Source organism: Luteimicrobium sp. DT211 (genome assembly GCF_049844995.1).
Classification (GTDB): Bacteria; Actinomycetota; Actinomycetes; order Actinomycetales; family Cellulomonadaceae; genus Luteimicrobium.
In genome coordinates this window covers 125,628-151,481 of the sequence record NZ_JBNCMC010000002.1, presented here as the reverse complement: position 1 = coordinate 151,481, position 25,854 = coordinate 125,628, and the positions used below count along the sequence as shown (strand labels likewise).

At 74.3% G+C, this 25,854-nt stretch carries 21 protein-coding genes; 4 read left to right on the top strand and 17 right to left on the bottom strand.

Features of this window, described 5'->3' with window-relative positions:
- Positions 1-132 precede the first annotated feature (132 nt).
- The 3 genes from ACLQ14_RS04855 to ACLQ14_RS04845 all read left to right on the top strand — a co-directional run bounded on the left by ACLQ14_RS04855 (position 133) and on the right by ACLQ14_RS04845 (position 4,242).
- Complete coding sequence (locus ACLQ14_RS04855) at positions 133-2,184, top strand: Ig-like domain repeat protein (RefSeq protein ID WP_425810461.1); 2,052 nt, start codon at positions 133-135, stop codon at positions 2,182-2,184.
- An 85-nt stretch (positions 2,185-2,269) separates the two neighbouring features.
- Entirely contained in the window at positions 2,270-3,247 is a 978-nt protein-coding gene (locus tag ACLQ14_RS04850; protein ID WP_425810459.1) for a sortase, read from the top strand.
- Positions 3,248-3,492: 245 nt separating this feature from the next.
- Entirely contained in the window at positions 3,493-4,242 is a 750-nt protein-coding gene (locus ACLQ14_RS04845) for a phosphate ABC transporter ATP-binding protein (protein ID WP_425811627.1), read from the top strand.
- A gap of 78 nt (positions 4,243-4,320) precedes the next feature.
- On the opposite strand, the gene pyk is transcribed toward ACLQ14_RS04845, so the two are convergent.
- The 15 genes from pyk to ACLQ14_RS04770 form a co-directional block, all read right to left on the bottom strand.
- The gene (gene pyk / locus ACLQ14_RS04840; RefSeq protein ID WP_425810457.1) at positions 4,321-5,757 is read right to left on the bottom strand and encodes a pyruvate kinase; all 1,437 of its coding nucleotides are present in this window, start codon (positions 5,755-5,757) and stop codon (positions 4,321-4,323) included.
- A 141-nt stretch (positions 5,758-5,898) separates the two neighbouring features.
- On the bottom strand, positions 5,899-7,365 hold the full coding sequence (locus ACLQ14_RS04835) for a glutamate synthase subunit beta (protein ID WP_425810455.1): 1,467 nt from the start codon (positions 7,363-7,365) through the stop codon (positions 5,899-5,901).
- Positions 7,358-11,944, bottom strand: coding sequence for a glutamate synthase large subunit (gene gltB, locus ACLQ14_RS04830; protein WP_425811625.1), 4,587 nt, complete (start codon positions 11,942-11,944; stop codon positions 7,358-7,360). Before gltB ends, ACLQ14_RS04835 begins: the two co-directional genes overlap by 8 nt.
- A gap of 152 nt (positions 11,945-12,096) precedes the next feature.
- Positions 12,097-12,981 carry a prolipoprotein diacylglyceryl transferase gene (gene lgt, locus ACLQ14_RS04825; RefSeq protein WP_425810453.1) on the bottom strand — a complete coding sequence of 295 codons (885 nt, stop codon included), beginning with the start codon at positions 12,979-12,981 and terminating at the stop codon, positions 12,097-12,099.
- The gene (gene trpA / locus ACLQ14_RS04820) at positions 12,978-13,775 is read right to left on the bottom strand and encodes a tryptophan synthase subunit alpha (RefSeq protein WP_425811623.1); all 798 of its coding nucleotides are present in this window, start codon (positions 13,773-13,775) and stop codon (positions 12,978-12,980) included. The genes lgt and trpA overlap by 4 nt, the downstream gene beginning before the upstream one ends.
- A gap of 89 nt (positions 13,776-13,864) precedes the next feature.
- Positions 13,865-15,142, bottom strand: coding sequence for a tryptophan synthase subunit beta (gene trpB / locus ACLQ14_RS04815; protein ID WP_425811621.1), 1,278 nt, complete (start codon positions 15,140-15,142; stop codon positions 13,865-13,867).
- 96 nt (positions 15,143-15,238) lie between these two features.
- On the bottom strand, positions 15,239-16,054 hold the full coding sequence (gene trpC, locus ACLQ14_RS04810; protein ID WP_425810451.1) for an indole-3-glycerol phosphate synthase TrpC: 816 nt from the start codon (positions 16,052-16,054) through the stop codon (positions 15,239-15,241).
- A 114-nt stretch (positions 16,055-16,168) separates the two neighbouring features.
- Positions 16,169-16,534, bottom strand: coding sequence for a DUF2752 domain-containing protein (locus tag ACLQ14_RS04805; protein WP_425810449.1), 366 nt, complete (start codon positions 16,532-16,534; stop codon positions 16,169-16,171).
- Between the two features lie 112 nt (positions 16,535-16,646).
- Positions 16,647-16,904, bottom strand: coding sequence for an HGxxPAAW family protein (locus ACLQ14_RS04800; RefSeq protein ID WP_425810447.1), 258 nt, complete (start codon positions 16,902-16,904; stop codon positions 16,647-16,649).
- 83 nt (positions 16,905-16,987) lie between these two features.
- Entirely contained in the window at positions 16,988-17,608 is a 621-nt protein-coding gene (locus ACLQ14_RS04795) for a Trp biosynthesis-associated membrane protein (protein WP_425810445.1), read from the bottom strand.
- Positions 17,605-19,191, bottom strand: a complete 1,587-nt coding sequence (locus tag ACLQ14_RS04790; RefSeq protein ID WP_425810443.1) for an anthranilate synthase component I — start codon at positions 19,189-19,191, stop codon at positions 17,605-17,607. Before ACLQ14_RS04790 ends, ACLQ14_RS04795 begins: the two co-directional genes overlap by 4 nt.
- Positions 19,181-19,609 carry a phosphoribosyl-AMP cyclohydrolase gene (hisI, locus tag ACLQ14_RS04785; RefSeq protein ID WP_425810441.1) on the bottom strand — a complete coding sequence of 143 codons (429 nt, stop codon included), beginning with the start codon at positions 19,607-19,609 and terminating at the stop codon, positions 19,181-19,183. Before hisI ends, ACLQ14_RS04790 begins: the two co-directional genes overlap by 11 nt.
- A 91-nt stretch (positions 19,610-19,700) precedes the next feature.
- A complete protein-coding gene (locus ACLQ14_RS04780) occupies positions 19,701-21,275 on the bottom strand; it encodes a carboxylesterase/lipase family protein (protein ID WP_425810438.1) in 1,575 nt (524 codons plus the stop codon).
- On the bottom strand, positions 21,272-22,147 hold the full coding sequence (locus ACLQ14_RS04775) for an alpha/beta fold hydrolase (protein WP_425810436.1): 876 nt from the start codon (positions 22,145-22,147) through the stop codon (positions 21,272-21,274). Before ACLQ14_RS04775 ends, ACLQ14_RS04780 begins: the two co-directional genes overlap by 4 nt.
- 81 nt (positions 22,148-22,228) lie before the next feature.
- Entirely contained in the window at positions 22,229-22,894 is a 666-nt protein-coding gene (locus ACLQ14_RS04770) for a tyrosine-type recombinase/integrase (protein ID WP_425810434.1), read from the bottom strand.
- Positions 22,895-22,975: 81 nt separating this feature from the next.
- On the opposite strand from ACLQ14_RS04770, the gene ACLQ14_RS04765 reads away from it, so the two are divergent.
- Positions 22,976-23,626, top strand: coding sequence for a TIGR03085 family metal-binding protein (locus ACLQ14_RS04765; RefSeq protein WP_425810432.1), 651 nt, complete (start codon positions 22,976-22,978; stop codon positions 23,624-23,626).
- A gap of 35 nt (positions 23,627-23,661) precedes the next feature.
- Here ACLQ14_RS04765 and hisF read toward each other — a convergent pair whose 3' ends face one another.
- Together hisF and ACLQ14_RS04755 are read right to left on the bottom strand one after the other, a co-directional pair.
- The gene (hisF, locus tag ACLQ14_RS04760) at positions 23,662-24,432 is read right to left on the bottom strand and encodes an imidazole glycerol phosphate synthase subunit HisF (protein ID WP_425810430.1); all 771 of its coding nucleotides are present in this window, start codon (positions 24,430-24,432) and stop codon (positions 23,662-23,664) included.
- A 73-nt stretch (positions 24,433-24,505) separates the two neighbouring features.
- Positions 24,506-25,537 carry an FKBP-type peptidyl-prolyl cis-trans isomerase gene (locus tag ACLQ14_RS04755; RefSeq protein WP_425810428.1) on the bottom strand — a complete coding sequence of 344 codons (1,032 nt, stop codon included), beginning with the start codon at positions 25,535-25,537 and terminating at the stop codon, positions 24,506-24,508.
- Positions 25,538-25,854: the final 317 nt, after the last annotated feature.

The following is a 25,854-nucleotide window of genomic DNA, read 5'->3' as shown; positions in this document are numbered from 1 at the left end:
CGGAGCCTGCTGTTCGCCCGGACGTCGGCCCGGACGGGTCGTCCGTTGGCCCGTCGCCACTAGCGTCCCCAGCGTCGCCCATGGCGACGACCTCGCGACTGCGAGAACCAGGACCTCAGAGAGGAACCACCCATGAAGGTGAACGCCTTCGCCCGTCTGGCCCTCGGCACAGGTGTCGGCGCGCTGGCGCTCGGCGCGCTCGGCCTCCCGGCCCACGCGGACCCGACGCCGTCCGGCGCCTACGGGACCCTCGTCGGACTGGGGTCGGACACGACCCAGGACGTGCTGGACGCCCTCGCCGCCGCGATCCCCGGCAAGCTGCTCGCCTCGTACGACGCGACCGGCTCCGGCACCGTCGTCACGCGTGCGAACAGCACGGCGATCCCCCGGGCGAACGGTTCCGGCGCGGGACGCGACCTGCTCCGCGTCGCGACCGGCCAGACCTCCTCCGCGTCCGTGGCGACCGCCACCGACGGCACGAAGTCCGTCACGACGGCCGACGTGTACGGCCGGATCGACTTCGCCCGGTCGTCGAGCGGCCCCGGCGCCGCCGACGTCAGCCCGACGGGCGTGCTCACGTACATCCCCTTCGCCAGCGACGCCGTCACCTACGCGGTCGCGCCGAACAGTGTGATCCCGACGAACCTCACCAAGGACCAGCTCACGGCCGTCTACCAGGGTCAGTACGACCGCGTGCAGGTCGTGGACGGCGTCTCGACGCTGCTCAAGCCCGGCGACGCCGCGGCAGCCGGCGCGCGGGTCGTGCCGATCACGACGTTCATCCCGCAGGCCGGCTCGGGCACGCGCTCGTACTGGCTCGGCCAGGTCGGGATCACCGAGAACGACATCTCGAGCACCAAGTACCCGAACATCAGGGACGTGGACTTCGACGGGGTCCCGGTGCAGGAGCACCACGGCCAGGCCCTCGCGAGCGGCACCGACGACCAGGACGCCGGCGCCATCGCCCCGTTCTCGGCCGGCCAGTGGGTCGCGCAGGGCAACGGAAAGGTCACCGACAACCGTGCCGGCGCCATCCTCGGTTCCGTCAACGGCACCGCACCCGTCCAGGGCGCCGAGAAGGCGTACTCGCTGAACCCGACCTACGCGGGCTACACCCGCCTCGTGTACGACATCGTGCCGTCGCGGCTCGCCGACGACCCGACGTCCGCGATCCACAAAGCCTTCGTCGGACCGGACTCCGAGGTCTGCAAGCAGACGTCCGTCATCGCGGCCTTCGGGTTCGGGCTCCTCACGGGCTCCACCAAGTGCGGTGACACCACCACCCGCGCCTACGCCGCGGCGACCTCGCCCAGCGCCGTCGCTCTCGGCACGCTCCCGGCCGTGACCGTCGGCAAGGCCGCCACCCTGTCCGCGACCGTCACCGGCGTCGGCGTCGGCGGCGGCACCGTGACGTTCGCGAAGATGTCCGGGGCCACCGCCACGACGCTCGCCACCGCGAAGGTCGCTGCCGGCGCCTCCGTCACGGCGAAGGCGTCCTGGACGCCCACGACCACCGGTACCTCGCAGGTCCTCGCCTACTTCGTCCCTGCCCTGACCGGCGTCGACGCGCCGGCGCCGACCGCGACGAAGCCCCTCACGGTCTCCGCCGTCCCGGCCGTGTCCTCGACGACCACGGTCAAGGCGTCGGCCTCGCCGCGCGTCGGCCGGACGCTCACCCTCACGGCGACCGTCTCGGCGTCGAAGTACGCCGCCGGCAAGGTGACGTTCTACAACGGCAGCACCCGCCTCGGCTCGGCGACCTTCTCGACCACCACCCACCGGGCGGCGCTCTCCCTCAAGGCCACGCGGACGAGCTACACGGTCCACGCCGTCTACCAGCCCACGACCACCGCGGTCGTCAAGGGCAGCACCAGCAGGTCGGTCACCGTCCGCGCCGCCAAGGCGATCTCGTCCGTCACTCTCGGCACGATCCACTCGGTCCGCACCACGCAGCACGCCAAGGTCGCCGTCAGCGTGAAGGCCACCGGCGTCACCCCGACGGGCAAGGTCACGATCAAGCAGGGCTCCAAGACCCTCGCGACCGCGACGCTCCGCTCGGGCAAGGTGACGGTCACGCTGCCGAAGCTGTCGGCGGGCACCCACAAGCTCGTCGTCTCGTACGGCGGCTCGTCGACCGTGGGCACGTCGCACAGCGCGACGAAGTCCCTCAAGGTCACCCGCTGACCGCACCGCACCGCCCGGACGGGGACCGTCGCGCGCAGCGCGGCGGTCCCCGTCCGCCACTCGCCCCGCCCGCCAGAGGACCCCGATGAGCGCTCCCGCCCCGCCGCGCCCGGCACCCCGGCCTGCCGGCCCCGACCCGGCTCCCGCCGGTGGCGGGACCCGTCCGCCCGACGGCGTCCCCGCCGGCCCCGACGCCGCCCTCCCCCGTCTCGAGCCCGCGGGACGGGCGCGCCTGCTCGGCTCGGCGCTGGTCGCCGTCGCCGCCCTCCTCCTCGGGCTCGTGCTCCAGGCCACGGTCGTCTCGCCGCTGCGCGAGGCCCGCGACCAGCACGTCGCCTACGACTCGTACCGCTCCGACCTGGCCAACGGCACGGCGCCCGTCGGCCAGACCGGTGCCGACGACCGGCTCCTCGGCGCCGGTACCGCCGTCGCGATCCTCCGCATCCCCGACCTCGGCGTCGACGACGTCGTCCTCGAGGGCACCACGTCGAAGGTCATGCTGTCCGGGCCCGGGCACCGCCGCGACACCGTCCTGCCCGGCCAGGCCGGGGCCAGCGTCGTCATGGGACGCCAGTCCACGTTCGGCGGCCCGTTCCGCCACCTCGACGAGCTCACCGTCGGCAGCCGCATCGTCACCGTCACCGGGCAGGGCACCGCGACCTACCGGGTCACCGACGTGCGGCACCGAGGCTCGCCCCTGCCCAGGGTCCTCGAGCCCGGAGCAGGCCGGCTCACCCTCGTCAGCGCGTCGGGCACCCCCTTCCTGCCCGACGACGTCGTCCGCGTCGACGCGACCCTCGCCGGGACGCCGTTCACCACCCCCGTCGCCACCCTCAGCACCCAGGAGCTCACCGGGCCCGAGCTCGCCTTCGCGGGCGACCCCGAGGCCTGGCCGTGGCTCGTCCTCGCGCTGGGAGCCCTCGTCCTCGTGCTCGTCGGGCGCACGTTCCTCGCGTCCTGGTGGGGCCGCTGGCACGCCTGGCTCGTGTGCCTGCCGGTCCTCCTGCTCGTCGCTCTCCTCGCGGGGCAGGAGACGTTCGTCCTCCTGCCGAACCTCCTGTGACCGACGCCGTTCACCCCACGGCCACGTCCGTGCGGGACGCTCCGGCCGTGACCAACACTGCCGCCACGCCGGGCCCGACGGCGGCCTCCGCCGCGGACACCGCCGTCCTGCCTCCCGTCGTCGCCCCCGTCGCGACGACGCTGGACGCCGCGATCTTCGGTGCCGTCGCCGACACCGTCGGTCCCGCCCCCGCCGGCCGCCTCGTCGCCCCGCCCGGGACCCGCAGCACCCTCGAGGCCCGCGAGGTGTCCGCCTGGTTCGGTACCCACAAGGTCCTCGACCGCGTCTCCCTGACCATGCCCGCGGGTCGCGTGACCGCCCTCATCGGCCCCTCCGGCTGCGGCAAGTCCACCTTCCTGCGCATCCTCAACCGGATGCACGAGCTCGTCCCGTCGGCGGCGCTCGCCGGCGAGGTCCTGCTCGACGGCGGTGACATCTACGACCCGGCGCGGCGCGTCACGGACGCGCGGCGCCGCATCGGGATGGTCTTCCAGAAGCCGAACCCGTTCCCCGCGATGTCGATCCACGACAACGTCCTGGCGGGCCTCGGCCTCACAGGGGTCAAGGCGAACCGGTCGGAGCGCGAGGAGCTCGTCGAGGTCTCCCTCACGCGCGCCGGGCTGTGGCGCGAGGTCAAGGACCGCCTCAGCGCCCCCGGCGGTGGGCTCTCGGGCGGCCAGCAGCAGCGGCTGTGCATCGCGCGCTCGCTCGCGGTGCGGCCGGGGGTGCTCCTCATGGACGAGCCGTGCTCGGCGCTCGACCCGACCTCCACGCGACGCATCGAGGAGACCATCGGCGAGCTGTCGTCCGAGGTGACGATCGTCATCGTCACCCACAACATGCAGCAGGCCGCCCGCGTGTCCCAGCAGTGCGCGTTCTTCCTCGCCGAGGCCGGCACGCCCGGCTTCGTCGTCGAGCGCGGGGACACCGAGGCCATGTTCTCCCACCCCACGGACCCACGGACCGCCGACTACGTGAACGGCCGGTTCGGGTGACGGACCCCAGCGCCTGACGACGACGGCCCGGACCCCCGTGGGGGTCCGGGCCGTCGTCGTCAGGCAGGAGCGGGTGTGTCACGCCTTGCGGGCGTTGTCCGTCTCGTCGCCGATCTTGTGCACGAGGATCGAGTTCGTCGTGCCGGAGACGCCGATCGGCGCGCCGGAGACCATCACGACGAGGTCGTTCTTCTCGGCCAGGCCGTTCGCCTGCAGCGTCTGGTCGACCTGCGAGACCATCGCGTCGGTCGAGGCCACCGGCGGCACCTGGTACGCCTGGACGCCCCAGGTGAGCGCGAGGACGGCGCGCACGTGCTCGTCCGGCGTGAACGCGAGCAGCGGGATCTGCGACCGCAGGCGCGACATGCGCCGGGCCGAGTCGCCCGACTGGGTGAACGTGACGAGGTACTTCACGCTCAGCGTCTCGCCGATCTCGGCCGCAGCGCGGGTGATCGCGCCACCGCGCGTCCCGGGCGTCGAGCCGAGCGGGGCGATGCGCTCGCGGCCGAGCTCCTCGGTCGCCTCGATGATCCGGCCCATCGTGCGGACCGTCTCGATCGGGTAGTCGCCCACGCTCGTCTCGCCCGAGAGCATGACCGCGTCGGCGCCGTCGAGCACCGCGTTGGCGCAGTCGGACGCCTCGGCGCGCGTCGGGCGCGGGTTGTTCGTCATCGACTCGAGGACCTGGGTCGCGACGATGACCGGCTTCGCGTTGCGGCGCGCCAGCTCGACGGCGCGCTTCTGCATGATCGGGACCTGCTCGAGCGGCACCTCGACGGCCAGGTCGCCGCGGGCGACCATGATGCCGTCGAACGCGTCGACGATCTCGGTGAGGTTCTCGATGGCCTGCGGCTTCTCGATCTTGGCGATGACGGGGACGACGCGCCCCACCTCGTCCATGATCACGCGGACGTCGTCGTAGTCCTGCGCGTTCCGCACGAACGACAGCGCGATGAGGTCGGCGCCGAGGCGCAGCGCCCAGCGCAGGTCCTCGCGGTCCTTCTCGGAGAGTGCGGGGACGGAGACCGCGACGCCCGGGAGGTTGATGCCCTTGTGGTCCGAGACCTGGCCAGCGACCTCGACGCGCGTGACGACGTCGTTGCCCTCGACCGCGGTGACGCGGACCTGGACCTTGCCGTCGTCGATCAGCAGCGGGTCGCCGACGCGGGCGTCGCCCGTCAGGCCCTTGAACGTGGTCGAGACCCGCTCGGCGGTGCCCTCGACGTCGTCGGTCGTGATGACGAAGGTGTCACCCTCGTTGAGGTACGGCTTGACGCCGCCCTGGAAGGAGCCGAGGCGGATCTTCGGGCCCTGCAGGTCGACGAGCACGGCCACGTTGCGGCCGGAGGCCTTCGCCGCCTCGCGCACCCCGTGGTAGACGGCCTCGTGCGCCTCCTGGCTGCCGTGGCTCCGGTTGATGCGGGCGACGTCGAGCCCTGCGTCGACGAGCGCCCGGAGCATCTCCGGGGACTCGGTCGCGGGTCCGATGGTGGCAACGATCTTTGCTCTGCGCATGGCTCCAGCCTACTTGTCGATACTTCTCCGGCCCGCCGCCCGAGGGCGCCGCGCCCCGTCGAGCGGCCACCCACCGTCCGGTGGGTGGCCGCCGTCGTTCGTTGTTACGTCGTCCCCGCCCCCCTGCGGCGGCGGGGTCGCTCAGGCCCGCAGGGCCGCCGTGCTCGCGGCGACCGGTGCGGGCAGCTCGGTGCCGCCCTGCAGGTACGCGTCGACGGCGGCCGCGGCGGCACGCCCCTCGGCGATGGCCCACACGATGAGCGACTGGCCGCGCCCGGCGTCGCCGGCGACGAACACGCCGGGGACGTTGGTCGCGTACTCGGCCGTGCGGCCCACGAGGCCGCGGCCCGTGAGCGCGACCCCGCCCTGTGCCTCGAGGGTGTCGGCCTCCGGACCCGTGAACCCCATCGCGACGAGGACGAGGTCAGCCTGGATCTCGCGCTCGGTGCCCGGCGTCGGCGCGCGGCGCCCGTCGGGCAGGTACTCGGTGGTGGCGACCTTGAGGGCGCGCACGCGGCCCGCGTCGTCGCCGACGAACTCCACGGTCGAGGCCAGGTACGCGCGCTCGCCGCCCTCCTCGTGCGAGCTCGACACCTCGAACAGGATGGGGTCGGTCGGCCAGGGCTGGCTCGCCGGGCGGTCGGCGGGCGGCCTCTTGCCGATCGCCAGCGTCGTCACGGAGGCCGCGCCCTGCCGCAGGGAGGTCCCCAGGCAGTCGGAGCCGGTGTCGCCGCCGCCGATGATCACGACGTGCTTGCCCTCGGCCGAGATGGCGTCGGGCGCGTCCTTGCCAGCGACCTCCGCGTTCGCGGGGTGCAGGAAGTCCATCGCGAAGTGGATCCCGTCCAGCTCGCGGCCCGGCAGCGGCAGGTCCCGCGGGACCGTCGCGCCCGTGGCGACGACGACCGCGTCGAACCGGCGCCGCAGCCCGTCCCACGTGATGTCCCGGCCGATCTCGCGGTTCGTGCGGAACCGCGTGCCCTCGGCCTCCATCTGCGCGATGCGGCGGTCGACGTGCTTCTTCTCGAGCTTGAAGTCCGGGATGCCGTAGCGGAGCAGGCCGCCGACCGCGTCGTCCCGCTCGTAGACCGCGACCGTGTGCCCGGCGCGCGTGAGCTGCTGCGCCGCGGCCAGCCCGGCGGGGCCCGAGCCGACGACCGCGACCGTCGAGCCGGTGAGTCGCTGCGGGACCTGGGGGGTGACGTAGCCGCGCTCGAACGCCTCGTCGATGATCGAGACCTCGATGTTCTTGATCGTCACCGCGGGCTGGTTGATGCCCAGCACGCAGGCCGACTCGCACGGCGCGGGGCACACCCGGCCGGTGAACTCGGGGAAGTTGTTCGTCGCGTGGAGGCGGTCGATCGCGTCCTTCCACTGCCCGCGCCACACCAGGTCGTTCCAGTCGGGGATGAGGTTCCCCAGCGGGCAGCCCTGGTGGCAGAACGGCACGCCGCAGTCCATGCAGCGGCCCGCCTGCTCCTTGAGGAACGGCTGGCCCTCCTGCCGGTGCTCGTGGACGTCCTTCCAGTCGCGGAGGCGGACCTCGACGGGGCGGTTCGCGGGCAGCTCGCGCTCGCGGACCTTCAGGAATCCTCGCGGGTCAGCCACGAGCCACCTCCAGGATGTGCTCCCACTGGCCGGGCGCGGCCGGGTCGAGGCCCTGGGCCTCGGCCTCGGCGAGCGCGCGGCGCATGCGGGCGTAGTCGGTCGGCAGGATGCGGGTGAAGCGTGCGAGCGTGGCCGCGCGGTCGGCGGCCAGCTGCTCGAGGAGCTCGGCCGCGGCGGGCGAGCCCGTCTCCTCGTGGTGACGGCGGACCAGCCCGACGACGAGCTCGGCGTCCTCGGCCACGTCCGGGTCGTCGTCGGCCAGGGACGCGAGCGTGAGCTCGCCCGCGGCGAGCGACGCCTGGTTGAGGGCGGGCTCGCGCAGGTCGAGCACGTACGCCGACCCCCCGGACATCCCGGCGCCGAAGTTGCGACCGGTCCGCCCGAGGACGAGCACGGTTCCGCCGGTCATGTACTCGCAGCCGTGGTCGCCCACGCCCTCGACGACGAGCGTCGCGCCCGAGTTGCGGACGCCGAAGCGCTCGCCCACCACGCCCCGCAGGAAGATCTCGCCGGAGGTCGCGCCGTAGCCGATGACGTTCCCGGCGACGACGTTCGCCTGGCCGGTGAGGATCGCCGCACGGTCCTGGCGGACGACGATGCGGCCGCCCGACAGGCCCTTGCCGACGTAGTCGTTGGCGTCGCCGAACAGGCGCAGCGTCACGCCGCGCGGCAGGAACGCGCCGAACGACTGGCCGGCGGAGCCCGTGAGGGTCACGTCGATCGTGTCGTCGGGCAGCCCCGCGCCGCCGTAGCGCTTGGTGACCTCGTGGCCGAGCATGGTGCCGACCGTGCGGTTCACGTTGCGGACCGGCAGCGCGGCCCGGACCGGCTCGCGGCGCTCGAGCGCCGGGGCGGCAAGCGCGATCAGCTCGTTGTCGAGCGCCTTCGCGAGGCCGTGGTCCTGCGTCTTGACCTGGTGCAGCGCGGAGCCGGGCAGCGGCTCCGGGACCTCGAGGACGGGGCCGAGGTCGAGCCCGGCTGCCTTCCAGTGGTCGACGGCCTTGCGCGTGTCGAGCGCCGCGACGTCGCCGACGGCCTCCTCGATGGTGCGGTAGCCCAGCGCGGCGAGGAGCTCGCGGACCTCCTCGGCGATGAACTCGAAGAAGTTCACGACGAACTCGGGCTTGCCCGTGAAGCGGGAGCGGAGCTCGGGGTTCTGGGTCGCGACGCCGACGGGACAGGTGTCGAGGTGGCAGACGCGCATCATGACGCAGCCCGACACGACCATCGGGGCCGTCGCGAAGCCGAACTCCTCCGCGCCCAGCAGCGCGGCTACGACGACGTCGCGCCCCGTCTTCATCTGCCCGTCGACCTGGACGACGATCCGGTCGCGCAGGTCGTTGAGCACGAGGGTCTGCTGCGTCTCGGCGAGCCCGATCTCCCACGGGGTGCCCGCGTGCTTGAGCGAGGTCAGCGGGCTCGCGCCCGTGCCGCCGTCGTGCCCGGAGATCAGGACGACGTCCGCGTGCGCCTTGGAAACCCCCGCGGCGACCGTGCCGACGCCGAACTCGGAGACGAGCTTGACGTGGATGCGGGCCACGGGGTTGGCGTTCTTCGCGTCGTGGATGAGCTGCGCGAGGTCCTCGATCGAGTAGATGTCGTGGTGCGGCGGCGGCGAGATGAGACCGACGCCGGGCGTCGAGTGCCGGGTCTTCGCGACCCACGGGTAGACCTTGTGGCCGGGCAGCTGGCCGCCCTCCCCCGGCTTGGCGCCCTGGGCGAGCTTGATCTGGATGTCGTCGGCGTTCGTCAGGTACTCGCTCGTGACGCCGAACCGGCCCGACGCGATCTGCTTGACGCGCGAGCGGCGCTCCGGGTCGTACAGGCGCTCGGAGTCCTCGCCACCCTCGCCGGTGTTCGAACGGCCGCCGAGGCGGTTCATCGCGATCGCGAGGGTCTCGTGCGCCTCGGCAGAGATCGAGCCGTACGACATGGCGCCGGTGTTGAAGCGCTTGACGATCTCGCTGACGGGCTCGACCTCGTCGATCGGGACGGGCTCCCGCGTCGGGGCGAACTCGAGCAGGCCGCGCAGCGTCATGAGGCGCTGGGACTGCTCGTTCACGCGGCCGGTGTACTGCCGGAAGATGTCGTAGCGACGGGTGCGGGTCGCGTGCTGGAGGCGGAAGACCGTCTCGGGGTCGAACAGGTGCTCCTCGCCGTCGCGGCGCCACTGGTACTCCCCGCCCGACACGAGGCTCTGGTGGGGCTGGTGGTTGCCGGAAGCCGGGTACGCCTCGGCGTGCCGGGCCGCGACCTCGGCGGCGAGCACGTCGAGCCCGACGCCGCCCAGGCGGGTGGTGGTGCCGGTGAAGTAGTCGTCGACGAGCTCGTGGGACAGGCCGAGCGCCTCGAAGACCTGCGCGCCCCGGTAGGACGAGATCGTCGAGATGCCCATCTTGCTCATCACCTTGAGCACGCCCTTGCCGAGCGACTTGATGAGGTTGGCGACGGCCTTCTCGGGAGAGACGGCCAGGTAGCCGCGGCGCGCGAGGTCCTCGACGGTCTCCATCGCGAGGTAGGGGTTGACGGCCGCGGCGCCGAAGCCGATCAGCAGCGCGACGTGGTGCACCTCGCGGACGTCGCCGGCCTCGACGACGAGCGAGACCTGGGTGCGCGTGTGACGGCGCAGCAGGTGGTGGTGCACCGCGCTCGAGAGCAGCAGCGACGGGATGGGCGCGAGCTCCTGGGTGGAGTCGCGGTCGGAGAGCACGATGAAGCTCGCCCCCGCGGCCACGTGCGCGTCGACCTCGGCGAAGATCTCCTCGAGCCGGGCGAGGAGCCCGGCGCCGCCGTCGGCGACCCTGTACAGGCCGCGGACCGTGACGGCCCGGAAGATGCCCTCGAGCGACGGGTCGCGGTCGACGCGGATGATCTTGGCGAGCTGGTCGTTGTCGAGCACCGGGAACGGCAGCACGAGCTTGCGCGCGTGCAGCGGGGTGTCGACGAGCAGGTTCGGCTCGGGGCCGATCGCGCCGGCGATCGAGGTGACGAGCTCCTCGCGGATGGCGTCGAGCGGCGGGTTGGTGACCTGCGCGAACATCTGCGTGAAGTAGTCGAAGATCAGGCGCGGGCGCTGCGACAGGACGGCGATCGGGGTGTCGGAGCCCATGGCGCCGAGCGGCTCGGCACCCGTCTCCCCCATCGGCGTCAGGATGACCTTGAGCTCCTCCTGCGTGTACCCGAAGGTCCGCTGGCGGCGCTGGACCGAGGCGGGGCTGTGGGCGACGTGCTCACGCTCCGGGAGGTCCTTGAGGTAGACCGAGTTCTCGGCGACCCACTGCTGGTACGGGCGCTGCGACGCGAGCTGCGCCTTGACCTCCTCGTCCTCGACGATGCGGCCCTGGCGGGTGTCCACGAGGAACATGCGGCCCGGCTCGAGGCGCCCCTTGCGCACGACGGTCGCCGGGTCGAGGTCGAGGACGCCGGCCTCGGACGCGAGCACGACGAGCCCGTCCTCGGTGACCCAGTAGCGCCCGGGGCGCAGACCGTTGCGGTCGAGCACGGCGCCGATGAGGGTGCCGTCGGTGAACGTGAGGCACGCCGGCCCGTCCCACGGCTCCATGAGGGCGGCGTGGTACTCGTAGAACGACCGCAGGTCGGGGTCGAGGTCGGCGTTGTTCTCCCACGCCTCGGGGATCATCATCAGCACGGCGTGCGGGAGCGAGCGGCCCGACAGGTGCAGGAGCTCGAGCACCTCGTCGAAGCTCGCGGAGTCGCTCGACCCCTCGGAGCAGACCGGCAGGAGCGGCGCGAGGTCGCCGAGCGCCTCGCTCGCGAGCGTGCCCTCGCGGGCCGCCATCCAGTTCCGGTTGCCGCGGACCGTGTTGATCTCACCGTTGTGCGCGATCTGGCGGAACGGCTGCGCGAGCGGCCACGACGGGAACGTGTTGGTGGAGAAGCGCGAGTGGACGAGCGCGATCTCGCTCGCGTAGCGCGGGTCGGACAGGTCCGGGAAGAACGGCTCGAGCTGCGCCGTCGTGAGCATGCCCTTGTAGGTGATGGTGCGCGCCGACAGGGACGCGAAGTAGAGGCCGAGCTCGTTCTCGGCGCGCTTGCGCGCCCGGTAGGCGCGGCGGTCGAGGGCGACGTCGGCGAGCTCGCGCGAGGGGTCGGCGAGGACGACCTGGCGGAACGTGGGCATCGAGGCGCGGGCCGTCGGGCCGACGAGGTCGGCGGTGACGGGCACGTCGCGCCACGCGAGGACGTCGAGCTTCTCCTCCGCGGCGATCTCCTCGAACCGGCGCGCCGTGGCGTCCTCGTCGCCGACGGGCAGGAACGCGGTGCCGATCGCGTAGTAGCCGGGCGGGGGGAGCTCGGCCGCGACGACGTCGCGCACGAAGGCGTCGGGGATCTGCGTGAGGATGCCCGCGCCGTCGCCCGAGTTCTCCTCGGCGCCGACCGCGCCGCGGTGGTCGAGGTTCAGCAGGGCGGTGAGACCGGCGTCGACGATGTCGCGTCCGGGCGTGCCCCGCAGCGTCGCGACGAACGCGACGCCGCAGGCGTCGTGCTCGGCGGCGGGGTCGTACAGGCCACGAGCCGTGGGGGCGGCGGCGCGGGGCTGCCCGGGAGGCGGCTGCATCGTCATCTGGTCGGTCCTCACACGCACCCGGCGCGGACGCCGGGTGCCCTCGTTCTGCTGGGGGGACGGGACGGCGTCGGCCCGTGGGGGGTGGGGAGGGCACCGGTCGGACCGGTGCGTCCCGGGGGACGGATCGCGCTGACCCGGTGGGATCAGACTGCGTCCGTGTGCTCGGGCTCCTTCGCGGCGAGCTCCACTGTCTTCTCGCGCCCTTGGTGGCGGCGCCCGACAACGATAAACGCAACTAGCGCTCCGACCCACACGAGGATCGAGGTCCAGATGTTCAACCGGAGCCCGAGGATGTGTTCGGCGTCGTCGATCCGGAGAGCCTCGATCCACACACGTCCCGTGGTGTAGATCATCACGTACAGCCAGAATACCCGACCATGACCGAGCTTGAACCTGCGGTCGAGCCAGATGAGGAACAGTCCTCCGGCGACGTTCCAGACGAGCTCGTAGAGGAACGTGGGCTGGAAGGTGGCGTACTGCTCGTACCCGAGCGGGCGGTGCGCGGGGTCGATCTCGAGGCCCCACGGCAGGTCCGTCGGGCGCCCGAACAGCTCCTGGTTGAAGTAGTTCCCGAGCCGGCCGATGGCCTGGGCGAACAGGAGCCCCGGAGCGAGCGCGTCCGCGAACGCCGGGTAGCTGACGTTGAGGCGGCGGCAGCCGATCCAGGCGCCCACCGCCCCGAGCGCGATTGCGCCCCAGATGCCGAGCCCGCCGTCCCAGATGAACAGCGCCTTGACGGGGTCGCCGCCCTTGCCCCAGTAGGGCTCCGGCGTGGTGATCACGTGGTACAGCCGGCCGCCGACGATCCCGAAGGGGACCGCCCACAGGGCGATCTCGAGGACGTCGTCGGCGTTGCCGCCGCGCTCGACCCAGCGGGCCCGGCACACGAGGACCGCGACGACGATGCCCGCGAGGATCGCGAACGCGTACGCGCGGATCGGGACGAAGCCGAGGTGCCACACGCCCTGCGAGGGGCTCGGGATCGACGCGACGAGCGCGCCGTGCCCGGCGTGGAGGGCGCCGGTCATGCCTGCCCGCCCTCCCGCGCCCGGCGGACGCCCGCCACGAGGTCGTCGACGACGACGCCGAGCGCGGCGAGGCGCTCGGACCAGGGGGCGTCGCCCAGGAGGGGACGGACGAACGCCGACCCGACGATGACGCCGTCGGCGAATCGCCCGACCTCGGCGGCCTGGTCGCCGTTCGAGACGCCGAGGCCCACGCACACGAGCTCGGCGCCCCGCTCACGGGTGCGCTCCACGAGCTCCTCGGCGCGGCTGCCGACCGTCGCGCGCTCCCCCGTGACGCCCATCGTCGACGCCGCGTAGACGAACCCGCGGGACGCGCGGGCGGTCAGCTGGAGCCGCTCGGGCGTCGAGCTGGGCGCGACCAGGAACACGCGGTCCAGGCCGTGCCGGTCGGAGGCCTCGATCCACTCGGCGGCCTCGTCGGGGATGAGGTCCGGGGTGATGAGCCCGGCGCCGCCCGCGGCGGCGAGGTCGCGCGCGAACGCGTCGACGCCGTACGCCAGGACCGGGTTCCAGTACGTCATGACGAGCGGCACCGCGCCGGCGTCGGAGACCGCCCGGACGAGGGTGAAGGCGTCCCGGACGCGGGAGCCGGCCTCGAGGGCCTGCTCGACGGCACGCTGGACCGTGGTCCCGTCCATGACCGGGTCGGTGTAGGGGATGCCGATCTCGACGACGTCCGCGCCGTGCTCCACGAGGGTGCGCACGGCCTCGACGGACCGCTCGACGGTCGGGAAGCCGGTGGGGAGATAGGCGATCAGCGCCGGGCGCCCCTCGGCGCGCAGGCGACGCAGCAGGTCGGCGGTCTGGGACGGGGCGGTACCCGTGCCGGCGGACGAGCCGCCCGGGGTCGCGGCCGGGTCGGTGGCAGGTACGGCGGGGCTGGTCACTGGTCTCCCTCACTCACGTCGTCCGCGTCGCCGCCGAGGAGCCCGAACCAACGGGCGGCGGTCGCCACGTCCTTGTCGCCGCGGCCGGACAGGTTGACGAGGATCGTGGGGCTCTCGCCCCGCTCGGCGGCGGCCCGGCCCACCCGCAGCGCCCCGGCGAGGGCGTGGGCGGACTCGATGGCCGGGATGATGCCCTCGGTGCGGCACAGGAGCGAGAACGCGTCCATGGCCTCGTCGTCCGTCACGGGCTCGTAGGTGGCGCGGCCCAGGTCGTGCAGCCAGGCGTGGGCCGGCCCGACGCTCGGGTAGTCGAGGCCCGCCGAGACCGAGTGGCTCGGGCGGGTCTGCCCGTCCTCGTCCTGCAGCACGTAGGTGCGAGCGCCGTGCAGGACGCCCGGCTGGCCGCCCGAGAACCGGGCGGCGTGCCGGCCGGACTCGATGCCCTCGCCGCCGGCCTCGAAGCCGTAGAGCCGCACCGACGGCTCGTCGAGGAAGGCGTTGAAGATCCCCATCGCGTTCGAGCCGCCACCCACGCACGCCGCGACGACGTCGGGCAGGGCGCCGGTGCGCTCGAGGATCTGCTCGCGCGCCTCCTCGCCGATGACCTTGTGGAACTCGCGGACCATCTCCGGGAACGGGTGCGGCCCGGTGACGGTGCCGAGCAGGTAGTGCGTGGTCTCGACGTTCGTCACCCAGTCGCGCAGCGCCTCGTTGATCGCGTCCTTGAGGGTGCGCGTGCCCAGGGTGACGGGCACGACCTCGGCGCCCAGCAGGCGCATGCGGGCGACGTTGAGCGCCTGGCGCTCGGTGTCCTCTTCGCCCATGTACACGGTGCACTCGAGATCCATGAGTGCGGCCGCGGTGGCGGTCGCGACCCCGTGCTGGCCGGCGCCGGTCTCCGCGATGACGCGCGTCTTGCCCATCCGCTTGACCAGGAGGGCCTGGCCCAGGACGTTGTTGATCTTGTGCGAGCCGGTGTGGTTGAGGTCCTCGCGCTTGAGGAAGACGCGGACGCCCGCCTCGCCGCCCGCGTGCGCCGCGAACCTCGGCGCCTCCGTCAGCGGGCTGGGCCGCCCGACGTAGTCGCGCAGCAGGCGCCTCAGCTCCGCGCCGAACTCCGGGTCCTCGAGGGCCTTGCGGTACTCCGCGTCCAGCTCGTCGAGGGCGGCGATGAGCGCCTCGGGGACGTACCGGCCCCCGAACACGCCGAAGTAGGGACCCGGCTGGGTGGCCAGCAGCGGGTTGTGCAGCGGTTCGCCCGGCACGTGCGACAGCTCCGGCACGACGAGGACCTCCAACGGCTCGCGGGGACTTGGGGAAGGATCGGGGGGCACCGGCGGCGCGGGGCCGTCAGTGCCGGTCAATGCCGGTCAGTGCCGGACGGCGCGCAGCGACGGGTGGGCGCCGGCGGCGACGAGGTCGGCGACCGAGTCGCGCGGGGCGTCGTCGGTCACGAGCGCCTCGCCGACGAGCACCGCGTCCGCGCCGGAGCGGGCGTAGTCGACGACGTCGTGCGGGCCCCGCACCCCGGACTCGGCGACGCGGACCACGTCGTCGGGGATCGCGGGCGCCACCCGGGCGAACGTCGACCGGTCCACCTCGAGGGTCTTGAGGTCGCGGGCGTTGACGCCGACGACCCGCGCGCCTGCGTCGAGCGCGCGCGAGACCTCCTCGGCCGAGTGCACCTCGACGAGCGCCGTCATGCCGAGCGAGTGGACCCGCTCGACGAGCGACTCCAGGACCGTCTGCTCGAGGGCCGCGACGATCAGGAGCACGAGGTCCGCGCCGTGCGCGCGGGCCTCCCACACCTGGTACGGCGTCACGACGAAGTCCTTGCGGAGCACCGGCACGTCGACCTTCGCGCGCACCGCGTCGAGGTCGGCCAGCGACCCGTGGAAGCGCCGCTGCTCCGTGAGCACCGAGATCACCGCCGCGCCGCCGCGCTCGTACTCGAGCGCCAGCGCGGCCGGGTCGGCGATGTTCGCGAGCGCGCCCTTGGACGGGCTCGACCGCTTGACCTCGGCGATCACCGCGACGGCGTCCTCGAGCTTGAGGCGGCCCACGCACTCCAGCGCGCTGGGTACCCGGGCGGCGCGCTCCTTGAGCTCGGCGAGCGGCGTCGCAGCCTCGCGCGCGGCGAGATCCACCCGCACGCCCGCGATGATGTCGTCCAGAACCGTGGCCACCGTCCCACTCCCCTCGTCAGCGCACCCGGCCCCTCGTGACGCGACCGGTGCGGTCATGGCCATCGTAGGGCCGACCGGCGAGCGTCCGAGCCACGGCCTCACGGGGCGAGACGCTCACGGCGCCAGCCAGGGGCCCCACGCGGGCACGTTCCGCGCGACGGCGAACACCACCAGCACGCCCACGGCCGCCACCACCACGGGCCGCGGGACCCGCCGCGCGGGCCGTCCGCGGTATCGCCGCCACGCCCAGTCGGCCCAGCCCAGCACCAGCAGCGGAGCCAGCACCGTCCACAGCGGGTTCTGCGACCACGCCGCCGCCAGGTCGAGGTGCGCCAGCCCGTGCGTCGCCCGCAGGCCCCCGCAGAACGGGCAGTACAGCCCCGTCAGCGTGTACAGCGGGCACACCGGGTAGTGCCCGGGCCGGTTCGGGTCGACGAGCCCGACCCACGCCGTCGCCGCGGCGACCGCACCCGCCACCACGAACGGAGCCCTCAGGTGCCGGAGGACACCTGAGGGCTCGGACGGGCCGGGCAGACCGGGCCGTGCCGGCCGGGCCGCCCCGACGGGGGCCGCGGCCGGCGTCGACGCCGGCTCAGTCGACGGGCTGACCGTGGCCGGCCTTCCGCAGCACCGCGCCCACGACGAGGCCGCCCACGATGATCACGGCCCCCACGACGACGATCGCGATCGCCGGGATCACCATCCCAACGCCGATGACGACCGCGCCGAACATCACGAGGATCATCGCGGTCCACGCCGCGCGCGTGTTGCCCTCGTTGGCGGGCGGCGACGACGGCGGCAGGTAGTTGCTCGCGGACCGCGAGGCCGTCGCAGGGGTGTTCTCAGCCATGGGATGCCTTTCCGGGATGATGACAGCAGGGTAGTACGCGCAGGTGGGACAGCGCGGGTCGTGGCGCCTCGCGGGTCGCGGGCTCAGCGCCCGGAGGCGCCGTCGTCGGTGGGGTCCTCGCCGCGGGTGAGCGAGTCCCACGCCGCGTGCTCGTCCTCGAAGGAGGCGTCGGGAGCGTCGTCGGGCGCCGCCGGACGGGCGGCCTCTCCCGTCTCTGCCGCGGTCACACGCTCGTGCCGGCTCGACGTCCGCCACGAGCGCGACCCGACCGCCACCAGCACCGCCAGCACCACGACGAGCGCGCCGACGACCACGGTCGCGTAGGGCCAGAACGCGACGTGCACGCCCTCGGTGAGCTCCGTGACGCCGGTCGCGTCCGCGGCCTCGCGCGTCGCGACCGGCGTGGGGTCCCGCACGACGCCGAGCGCCGAGAACGCGACGACGGCGCCGGCGAGCGCGGCGACGGCGAGCACGACGTACCGCCCGATGCGTCCGATGATCCCGAGCGCCAGGGCGGCGGCGGCCACGACGAGCGCGCCGGCGCCGACGCCGGGGGCGGCCTTGGTGCCCGCGACCAGCACGTCGACGTGCGGCTCGAGGACCGTCGAGCCCGCGGTGGTGAGCCACGTCGGCACGGCGGTGAGCAGCGCGACGCCGCCCAGGACGAGGAGCAGCAGGACGGCGGACCGCCGGGAGACCGTCATGCCCGCCCACCCGCCGGGCGCAGCCGGGCCGCGACCTGGACCGCGCGCACGGCCGCCGCGGCCTTGTTGCGCGACTCCGCGTACTCGAGGGCCGGCACCGAGTCCGCGACGATCCCGCCGCCCGCCTGGACGCTCGCGACGCCGTCGCGGATCAGGGCGGTGCGGATCGCGATCGCCATGTCCATGTTCCCGGCGAAGTCGAAGTAGCCGACCGTTCCGCCGTAGATGCCGCGCCGCGCCGGTTCGAGCTCGTCGATCAGGGCGATCGCACGCGGCTTGGGGGCCCCCGAGAGCGTGCCCGCGGGGAACGTCGCGACCAGCGTCTGGAGCGCCGTCGCGCCTGCCCGCAGCCGGCCCGTGACGGTCGAGCACAGGTGCATGATGTGGCTGAACCGCTTGGTCGCCATGAACTCCACGACCTCGACCGACGTCGGCTCGCAGACCTTCACCAGGTCGTTGCGCGACAGGTCGAGCAGCATGATGTGCTCGGCGAGCTCCTTCGGGTCCTCGAGCAGCTCCTCGCCGAGCGCCAGGTCCTCCTCGGGCGTCGCGCCGCGCGGGCGCGAGCCCGCGATCGGGTACGTCAGCACCTTGTCGTCCGTGACCTTGACGAGCGTCTCCGGGCTCGACCCGACCACCGCGAACCGCGCGCCGTCCGCGTCCGTGAGCTCGAAGTAGTACATGTAGGGGCTCGGGTTGATGGTCCGCAGCGCGCGGTACACCTCGAGCGGCGGCGCGGGGCAGTCGAGGTCGAGGCGCTGGGACAGGACGACCTGGAACACCTCGCCCTCGCGGATCGCCTCCTTGCCGGCCAGCACCGACGACTCGAACTCCTCGCGCGTCGACCGGAACCGCAGCTCCGGCTCGGGCACGTCGGCGAGCACGAGCGGGCCCGCGCCCGCGTCGGGGTGGCCGAGCCGGTCCTGCATCGCGTCGAGCCGCGCGACCGCGTCCGCGTAGGCCCAGTCGACCCGCTCGTCCGTGTCGTCGAAGTTGATCGCGTTCGCGACGAGCCACACCGAGCCCTCGACGTGGTCGACGACGGCGAGGTCGCTCGCGAGGAGCAGGGTCAGCTCGGGCACGTTCAGCTCGTCGGGCGCGAGCGCGGGCAGGGTCGGCTCCCAGTGCCGGACGACGTCCCACCCGAGGGCCCCCGCGAGCCCGCCCGTGAACGGCGGCAGGCCCGGGACCGCGGGGGTGCGCAGCGCCTCGAGCGTCGCGTCGAGGACCTCCAGGACGTCGCCGTCCGTCGGCACGCCCACGGGCACGTCGCCGGTCCACCGCGCACGCCCGTCCCCGACCGTCAGCGTCGCGCGCGACCGGACCCCCACGAAGGAGTACCGGGCCCACGACCCGTCGACCTCCGCCGACTCGAGCACGAACGTCCCGGGCCGCGACTGCGCGAGGGTCCGGTACAGCCCGACCGGCGTGACGTCGTCGGCGAGGAGCTTGCGCACCACGGGCACGACCCGCCGGTCCGCGGCGAGCGCGCGGAAGCCGTCGGCCGTCGGCCACGTCTCGCCCCACGCGACGTCGACCGCGGGGTCCAAGGGCACGGTGGGCACCGTCGACTCAGTGCTCATCGTCGTCACCCATGTGCGCTGCGGCAGGCCGCTCGCCGATGACGGCCGGCAGCTCGCCGCCGGCCTCGAAGCACGTGCGCGCGCCCGTGTGGCAGGCGGCGCCGACCTGGTCGACCCGGACGAGGAGCGCGTCGCCGTCGCAGTCGATCGCGACGGACCGCACGTACTGCGCGTGGCCCGAGGTGTCGCCCTTGCGCCAGTACTCGCTCCGGGACCGGCTCCAGAAGGTCACGCGGCCGCTGGTCAGCGTGCGGCGCAGCGCCTCGTCGTCCATCCAGCCGAGCATGAGCACCTCGCCCGTGTCGTGCTGCTGGACGATCGCGGCCACGAGGCCGGCGTCGTCGCGCTTGAGACGAGCGGCGACGTCGGGCGCGAGCGCGGGCTCGGAATCGGGTCCGATGGGCAGTCGGGAGGGCACGGAGCGATCTTGCCACGCCGGGCCGGTCGGGCCCGAACCCGCCCACCGTGACGCGGCCCACCCTCGCGGGCGCCGCGCGTCACCGCAGGAGTCACTGCAGGAAGTCGACGGCGTCCCACGCCTCGCGAGCCCGGGCGCCGGGGTCGCGCGCGATCCGCACGTCGCGGTCGAGCACGAGCGTCGTCCGGTCCGGCGCCGCGTAGCGCGGCCAGCCGAAGCCCGGCGCGCCGTCCCGGGCGAGCCCGACCAGGTGCCGCCGGATCCGCGCGCCGAGCCGCTGCGCCGCCGACCGGCCGCCCAGCAGCATGGTGAGGCGGCCCACGGGCGCGTCGAGCGTGTCGAAGACGAGCGGGATCTCGGTCCCGTGGGTCGCGTCGAGGCGGGCCATCCGCTCGGCGGGCGTGGCGAAGTCGCACCGGTACATCCACACCGGGGCGACCTGGCCGTGCCCCTCGGCGAACCGGATCGTCGGGATGCGGAACGTCGAGTCGGCGGCGAAGTCGAGGACCGCCTCGCGCTCGGGGTAGCCCGGGTAGGCGGCGAGGACGTCCGCCTGGAGCGCGGCGTCGTCGTCGTCGGAGCGCTCGTCCGAACCGGCTCGGCCCGCGCCCCCGGACGTCGCCCGGGCGGCGCGCTGCTCGGCGAGGAGCTCGAACACCCGGTCCACGCGGGGCGGGGCGACCGGGAGGATGTGGGGGCGCGCCCGCAGGAACAGCAGCGCCTCGTTCCGCATGGTGCCGGTGATCAGCGGGACGGGCGCCGTCCTGCCGCCCAGCGCGGCGTCGACCGGCGACTCGGGCAGCAGCACGCCGTCGACGCTCGGCGCGAACGCGATGGTTCCGGTGTAGCGCGCGTCCACCTCGTCGAGGAGCCGCGTCCCGGCGTCGACGAGGGCCTCGGCGGGGATGCGCCGCCAGGACGCGGCGTCGTCCAGGCCCGCGCCGACCATCCGCAGGAGCCGCTGCGCGTACGACGCCATCCGGTCCGCGGAGTAGACGGCCGCGGGCGCCGGGCTGAGGGCGACCGCGCGGTGGAAGAGCCCACGTGCGGCCGGCGCGGCGACGAGCGTCGTCACCACGCTGGCGCCGGCCGACTCCCCGGCCAGCGTCACACGTCCCGGGTCCCCGCCGAACGACGCCGCGTTCTCCCGCAGCCAGCGCAGCGCCTCGATCACGTCCCAGAGGCCCACGTTGGCGTCGAAGCGCTCGTCGCCCGCGCCGAACGACGACAGGTCGAGGAAGCCCAGCGTGCCGAGCCGGTAGTTGAGCGTCACGACCACGACGTCGCCCTCGACCGCGAGCCGGGCCCCGTTGAAGTCCGGCAGCATCCCGGAGCCCGCGACGAACGCTCCCCCGTGCACCCACACGAGCACCGGGCGCAGGTCGTCCGCCTCCGACGGCGGCACCCACACGTTGAGCGTCAGGCAGTCCTCGCTGCGCGGCCACGTGGCCGGCACGCCACCCCCCGCGCGGAGCCGGTGCTGGGTGCAGACGGCCCCGAACCGGGTGGCGTCGCGCACGCCGGCCCAGGGCTCGACCGGCGTCGGACGCCGCCAGCGCGCGGCGCCCACGGGCGGCTCGGCGTACGGCAGGCCGCGCCAGACCCGCGCGCCGCCGTCGGTCTCCCCGACCACGACGCCCGACTCCGTCGCGACCCGGAACGTCACGGCCGGGGCCCGAACCGCGCGTCGAGCCACGCGACCAGGTCCGCGAGGACCTCGTCCTTGTTGGTCTCGTTGTAGATCTCGTGCCGGGCGCCGGGGTAGATCATGAGCGACACGTCCGTCAGCCCGCTGCGGCGGCGGTAGGCGTCGGCCAGCATCGTCATGCCGCGGGTCCCGCCGAGCGTGTCCTCGGCGCCGCCCTGGATGAGGACGGGGACGTCGCGCGCCAGGTGCCGCGGCGGCCGGCCGAGCAGCTGCAGCGCCTGCCACCAGGTGTACGGGCTGCGCGCGTTGACGTCGAACGTCAGCGGGTCTGCCGCGAACTCGGCGCCCACCGCCGGGTCGCGGCTGAGCCACTCGAAGCCCGTGCCGTCCTCGCCGCGGAACCGCTTGCCCAGGTCGCCGCCGTTGATGACACCCGGCAGCGCGTACGACGTCCCGGAGAGCACGAGCCCGTCGAACAGCCCCGGGTCGCGCGCCAGGAGCTTCTGGGCGACCAGCGATCCCCACGAGTGCCCGAGCATCACGAACGGCGCCGGCGCGAACCACGCCCGGGCCTGCCGCGCCACCGCCTCGACCGCGTCGAAGACCGCGTGGTGTGCGCCCTTGCCGAGGACGCCGAGCCCCAGGTGTCCGACGCCCGTGGCGCCGTGGCCCCGGTGGTCGTCCGCGACGACCGCGTAGCCCGCGTCGTGCAGGGCCCGCGCCACGTGCGCGTAACGGCCGGCGTGCTCGCCGACGCCGTGCGACACGTGGACGACCGCCCTCGGGGCGTCGTGGTCCCACACGTAGACGTGGACCGCGACGCCCTGCGGGTCCGTCACGATCGCCTCGCGGGGCTCCGCCACGGGCCGCGCCCCCGCCTGCTCGGCCATGCGCCACCTCTCCGCGTCGTACCTCCCGCCGCGGGCGGCTCCGCCCGCCGCGGCCTGGCTTCTGCAGCCTGGCTTCCCAGGCTATCGGCCGTCGTCGGCCGCGGCGCGCGCCGCGACCCACGCCCGCCGGACCTGCTCGAACCGCGTCGGCAGCGGGCGACGTCGGGCCCCCTGCTCGGCCGCCGTCCGGTGCACGTAGCGGCGCCACGACAGCACGAGGCCCTGGGCGGTGATCGGCAGACCCTTGGACACGGTGACCCCGTTGTCGTGGGTGTGGTGGACCGTCAGCAGCAGGGCCCGCGGCACCGAGCCCTCGAGGTCCGCGCACAGCTCCTCGCGCACCTCCAGCCAGCGCGCGAGGACGACGGCCGCGCCGCGGCCGACCGGGTGGTCGCGCACCGTCCGGTGCTTGCCGTGCCGCACGCGCACGACGCCGCCCCCCACCCGGCCCCCGACCGGGCGACCGCCGCTCGCCGCGCCCGTGCCGGCGTCGGGCGGGTCGAGGACGACGTCCTCGACCGTCACGCGGAGCAGGTCCCCGTACCGCGCGCCCGTGCAGCGCGCCAGGCCCGCGATCACCGCCAGACGCACCTCCTCGTCGCGCACCGGCACGCGCGTCGCCCGGGCGGCCAGGTCGCGCCAGACCCACTCGGCCTCGTCGAGGTCGACCGTCGGGCGCGGGTAGCGCCCGGCGGCCCCTCCCTCCGGGGCGGGCGTGGGAGGTGTGTCGGCGTCGTCGGCGGTCATGGGGCGAGCGTATCGCTTGGCACATTATTTTTTGCAGACAGAGTGGCCCGGGCGGCGGCGTGTCGTGCCACGATGGGCGGCATGTCCGTTCCCGGTCCCGCCGCGCGCCACGCCCGCCTGCGCGCCGACCTCGCGGCCGCGCTCGACGCCGCCTCCCCCACCGACCCGACGCTCTGCGAGGGGTGGGAGGCCCGTCACCTGGCCGCGCACGTCCTCACCCGTCAACGCAGCCCGCGGATCCACTCCCCCGCCTTCCGGGCGCTCGCCGAGCGTGCGCGCGACCCCGAGGTGTACGCGTCGCTCGTCGTCCGCGTCGCGGAGCCGCCCCCGCGCCTGTCCCCGCACGCCTGGGCCGGCGACCTCATGAACGTCACCGAGTTCTTCGTGCACGCCGAGGACGTGCGCCGCGGGCCGGGCGACGTCCCGTCCCGGCCGCTCGACGACGACGTCGAGCGGGCGCTGTGGCGGCAGCTCGGCGTCGCGGCGCGCCTCGCCTACCGGCCCGCCGCGCCGGGCGTGGTGCTCGTCGCGCCCGGGCTCGGCCGGCGCCGGGTCTCGGGGTCCCGGCGGGGCGCGGGCACCGTCGTCCTCACCGGCGCCGTCGGGGAGCTGGTGCTCCACGCGTCCGGTCGCGGGCGGCACGCGCACGTCGCCGTCGTGGGCGACGACCGCGACGTCACGGCGCTCGACGCCGTCCGGCCCGGCCCGCGCGCCGAGCGGTCGCGCGGGTAGGCGGGCCTAACGCGCACTCTCCCTGGTCGCGGCGGTCAGCGGACCTCGACGCCGGCCCCGCGCAGCGCGTCCTTCACGTCGGCGACGGTCAGCCTGCCGAAGTGGAAGACGCTGGCCGCGAGCAGGGCGTCGGCGCCGGCCTGCGCAGCCGCGACGAAGTCCTGCGCCGTCGACGCTCCCCCGCTGGCGATCAGCGGCACCCCGACCGCCGCCCGGACCGCGCGCAGCATCTCGAGGTCGAAGCCCTCGTACGTGCCGTCCGCGTCCATCGAGTTGAGCAGCACCTCGCCCGCCCCCAGCTCGGCGGCCCGCGCCGCCCACGCGACGGCGTCGAGGCCCGTCCCGCGGCGGCCGCCGTGCGTGGTCACCTCGAACCCGCTCGGGGTGCTCACGTCGCCCTGGACCCGCCGCGCGTCGACGGACAGGACGAGCACCTGGTTCCCGAACCGTCCGGCGATCTCGCTGATCAGCTCCGGCCGCGCGATCGCGGCGGTGTTGACGCCGACCTTGTCGGCGCCCGCGCGCAGCAGCGTGTCGACGTCGTCGACGGTCCGGACGCCGCCCCCGACGGTCAGCGGGACGAACACCTGGTCGGCGGTCCGGCGGACCACGTCGTACGTCGTCTCGCGGCCGCCCGACGACGCCGACACGTCGAGGAACGTGACCTCGTCCGCGCCCTGGGCGTCGTAGCGCGCCGCCAGCTCGACGGGGTCGCCGGCGTCGCGCAGGTTCTCGAAGTTCACGCCCTTGACCACCCGCCCCGCGTCGACGTCGAGGCACGGGATCACGCGGACGGCGACGGGCACGGCGGCTCCTTCGAGGTCGTCCCGGGCGAGCCGGGCGCTAGCAGTCAGGCGGTGACGATCGGGCGGTGACGACTCACGAGCCGGACGTCGGGGTCTCGGACGGCGACACCTTGGCGGCCTTGGCCTTGGTGCCGACCTCCGGCCCTGTGCCCGGCGTGTGCGCGTCAAGGATATCGACGACGAACACGAGGGCCTGGTCCGCGAGCTTCGACGACGTCCCCTGGTAGGCGAGGTCCGGCGGGACGACGAGGAGGACCTGCGAGCCGACCGGCAGCTCAAGGAGCCCCTGGTCCCACCCCTCGATCACGTCGCCGACGCCGAGCCGGAACGTCAGCGGGAGCTTCTTGCCGCCCCACGTGGTGTCGAACACCTTGCCGTCGGACCACGTGACGCCCGTGTACTGGACGGTCACCAGCTGCCCGGCCTGGAGCTGCGGCCCCGTGCCGCGGATCAGCGGCAGGACCGCCAGCTCGCTCGGCGCCTGGGCGCCCTTCGGGATCTTGACGCTCGGCGTGCCGTCGGCGGCCCGGGTCACGACCGGCTCGCCCTTGCCCTGCGCGACCTGCTCCCCGACCGCCCGGCCGGACAGCACGTCGACGGTCGTGACGAGCGGCACGCCCTTCGAGTCGGCGACCTCGAGCACCCGGCTGCCGGCGGTCCTGCCCTTGACCATCCGGTAGAGGTCCGTGCCGAGCGTCTTCTCGTCGACCCGGACCGCGCGCGGCTCGCCCCCGAACGTGTTCGCGACGACCTTGCGGGTCCGGCCGTCCTCGGCGTACGTGTCCAGCACGACGACGTCGCCGTCGTCGACCTTGGCCCCCACGCCCTCCCAGACAGTCTCGAGCCGCGGCTCGGTGACCGTGAGCGGGGTGTCGTACGCGAACGACGGCGGCGCCCACGCGTTCCCGACGACCTGCACGTCGGCCTGCGTCGCGCCCGTCACGGTCGGCTCGTCCTGCGGGTCCTCCTCGCCGCACGCCGCCACGGTCCCGGCCACGCCGAGCGCCACGACCAGCGCCGCGACCACCCGCAGCGGCCGGGTCGGACGGACGGCAGACGACCGACGTCGGGGCAGGGCGAGGCGGAGCGAGGTCGGGGGGATCACGCGCCACAGGGTAGCGGGGCCACCGACGAACCCCCTGAACGTGCACCGACGGTGGGCCGCGTTCGGCGGTGGTTCGGTATGGCGTCGCGTGGTCGGGGCCGCGGGTGGGTGCGGACAGGCGGCTCGGACTGCGTCACCTCCAGGCCCCTGGGGGCCTTCCGGCTCCTTGACGTCCTTCACCGCCTGCCCGCCCCCACCCGCTCGACCGCAACCTCACCCGCCCGGACCGCCCTCCGTCGTCGTGCGCACCGCACCCACTCCGGCGCCGAGCGGAGCGTCCGCGCCGAGAACGGGCACCGGCGCTCCTGCTCCCTGCG

Coding starts and splice junctions, on each gene's coding strand:
- ACLQ14_RS04855 (WP_425810461.1), top strand. CDS start 133: ATGAAGGTGAACGCCTTCGCCCGTCTGGCCCTCGGCACAGGTGTCGGC.
- ACLQ14_RS04850 (WP_425810459.1), top strand. CDS start 2,270: ATGAGCGCTCCCGCCCCGCCGCGCCCGGCACCCCGGCCTGCCGGCCCC.
- pyk (WP_425810457.1), bottom strand. CDS start 5,757: ATGCGCAGAGCAAAGATCGTTGCCACCATCGGACCCGCGACCGAGTCC.
- gltB (WP_425811625.1), bottom strand. CDS start 11,944: ATGCAGCCGCCTCCCGGGCAGCCCCGCGCCGCCGCCCCCACGGCTCGT.
- lgt (WP_425810453.1), bottom strand. CDS start 12,981: ATGACCGGCGCCCTCCACGCCGGGCACGGCGCGCTCGTCGCGTCGATC.
- ACLQ14_RS04800 (WP_425810447.1), bottom strand. CDS start 16,904: ATGGCTGAGAACACCCCTGCGACGGCCTCGCGGTCCGCGAGCAACTAC.
- ACLQ14_RS04795 (WP_425810445.1), bottom strand. CDS start 17,608: ATGACGGTCTCCCGGCGGTCCGCCGTCCTGCTGCTCCTCGTCCTGGGC.
- ACLQ14_RS04790 (WP_425810443.1), bottom strand. CDS start 19,191: ATGAGCACTGAGTCGACGGTGCCCACCGTGCCCTTGGACCCCGCGGTC.
- ACLQ14_RS04775 (WP_425810436.1), bottom strand. CDS start 22,147: ATGGCCGAGCAGGCGGGGGCGCGGCCCGTGGCGGAGCCCCGCGAGGCG.
- ACLQ14_RS04770 (WP_425810434.1), bottom strand. CDS start 22,894: ATGACCGCCGACGACGCCGACACACCTCCCACGCCCGCCCCGGAGGGA.
- ACLQ14_RS04765 (WP_425810432.1), top strand. CDS start 22,976: ATGTCCGTTCCCGGTCCCGCCGCGCGCCACGCCCGCCTGCGCGCCGAC.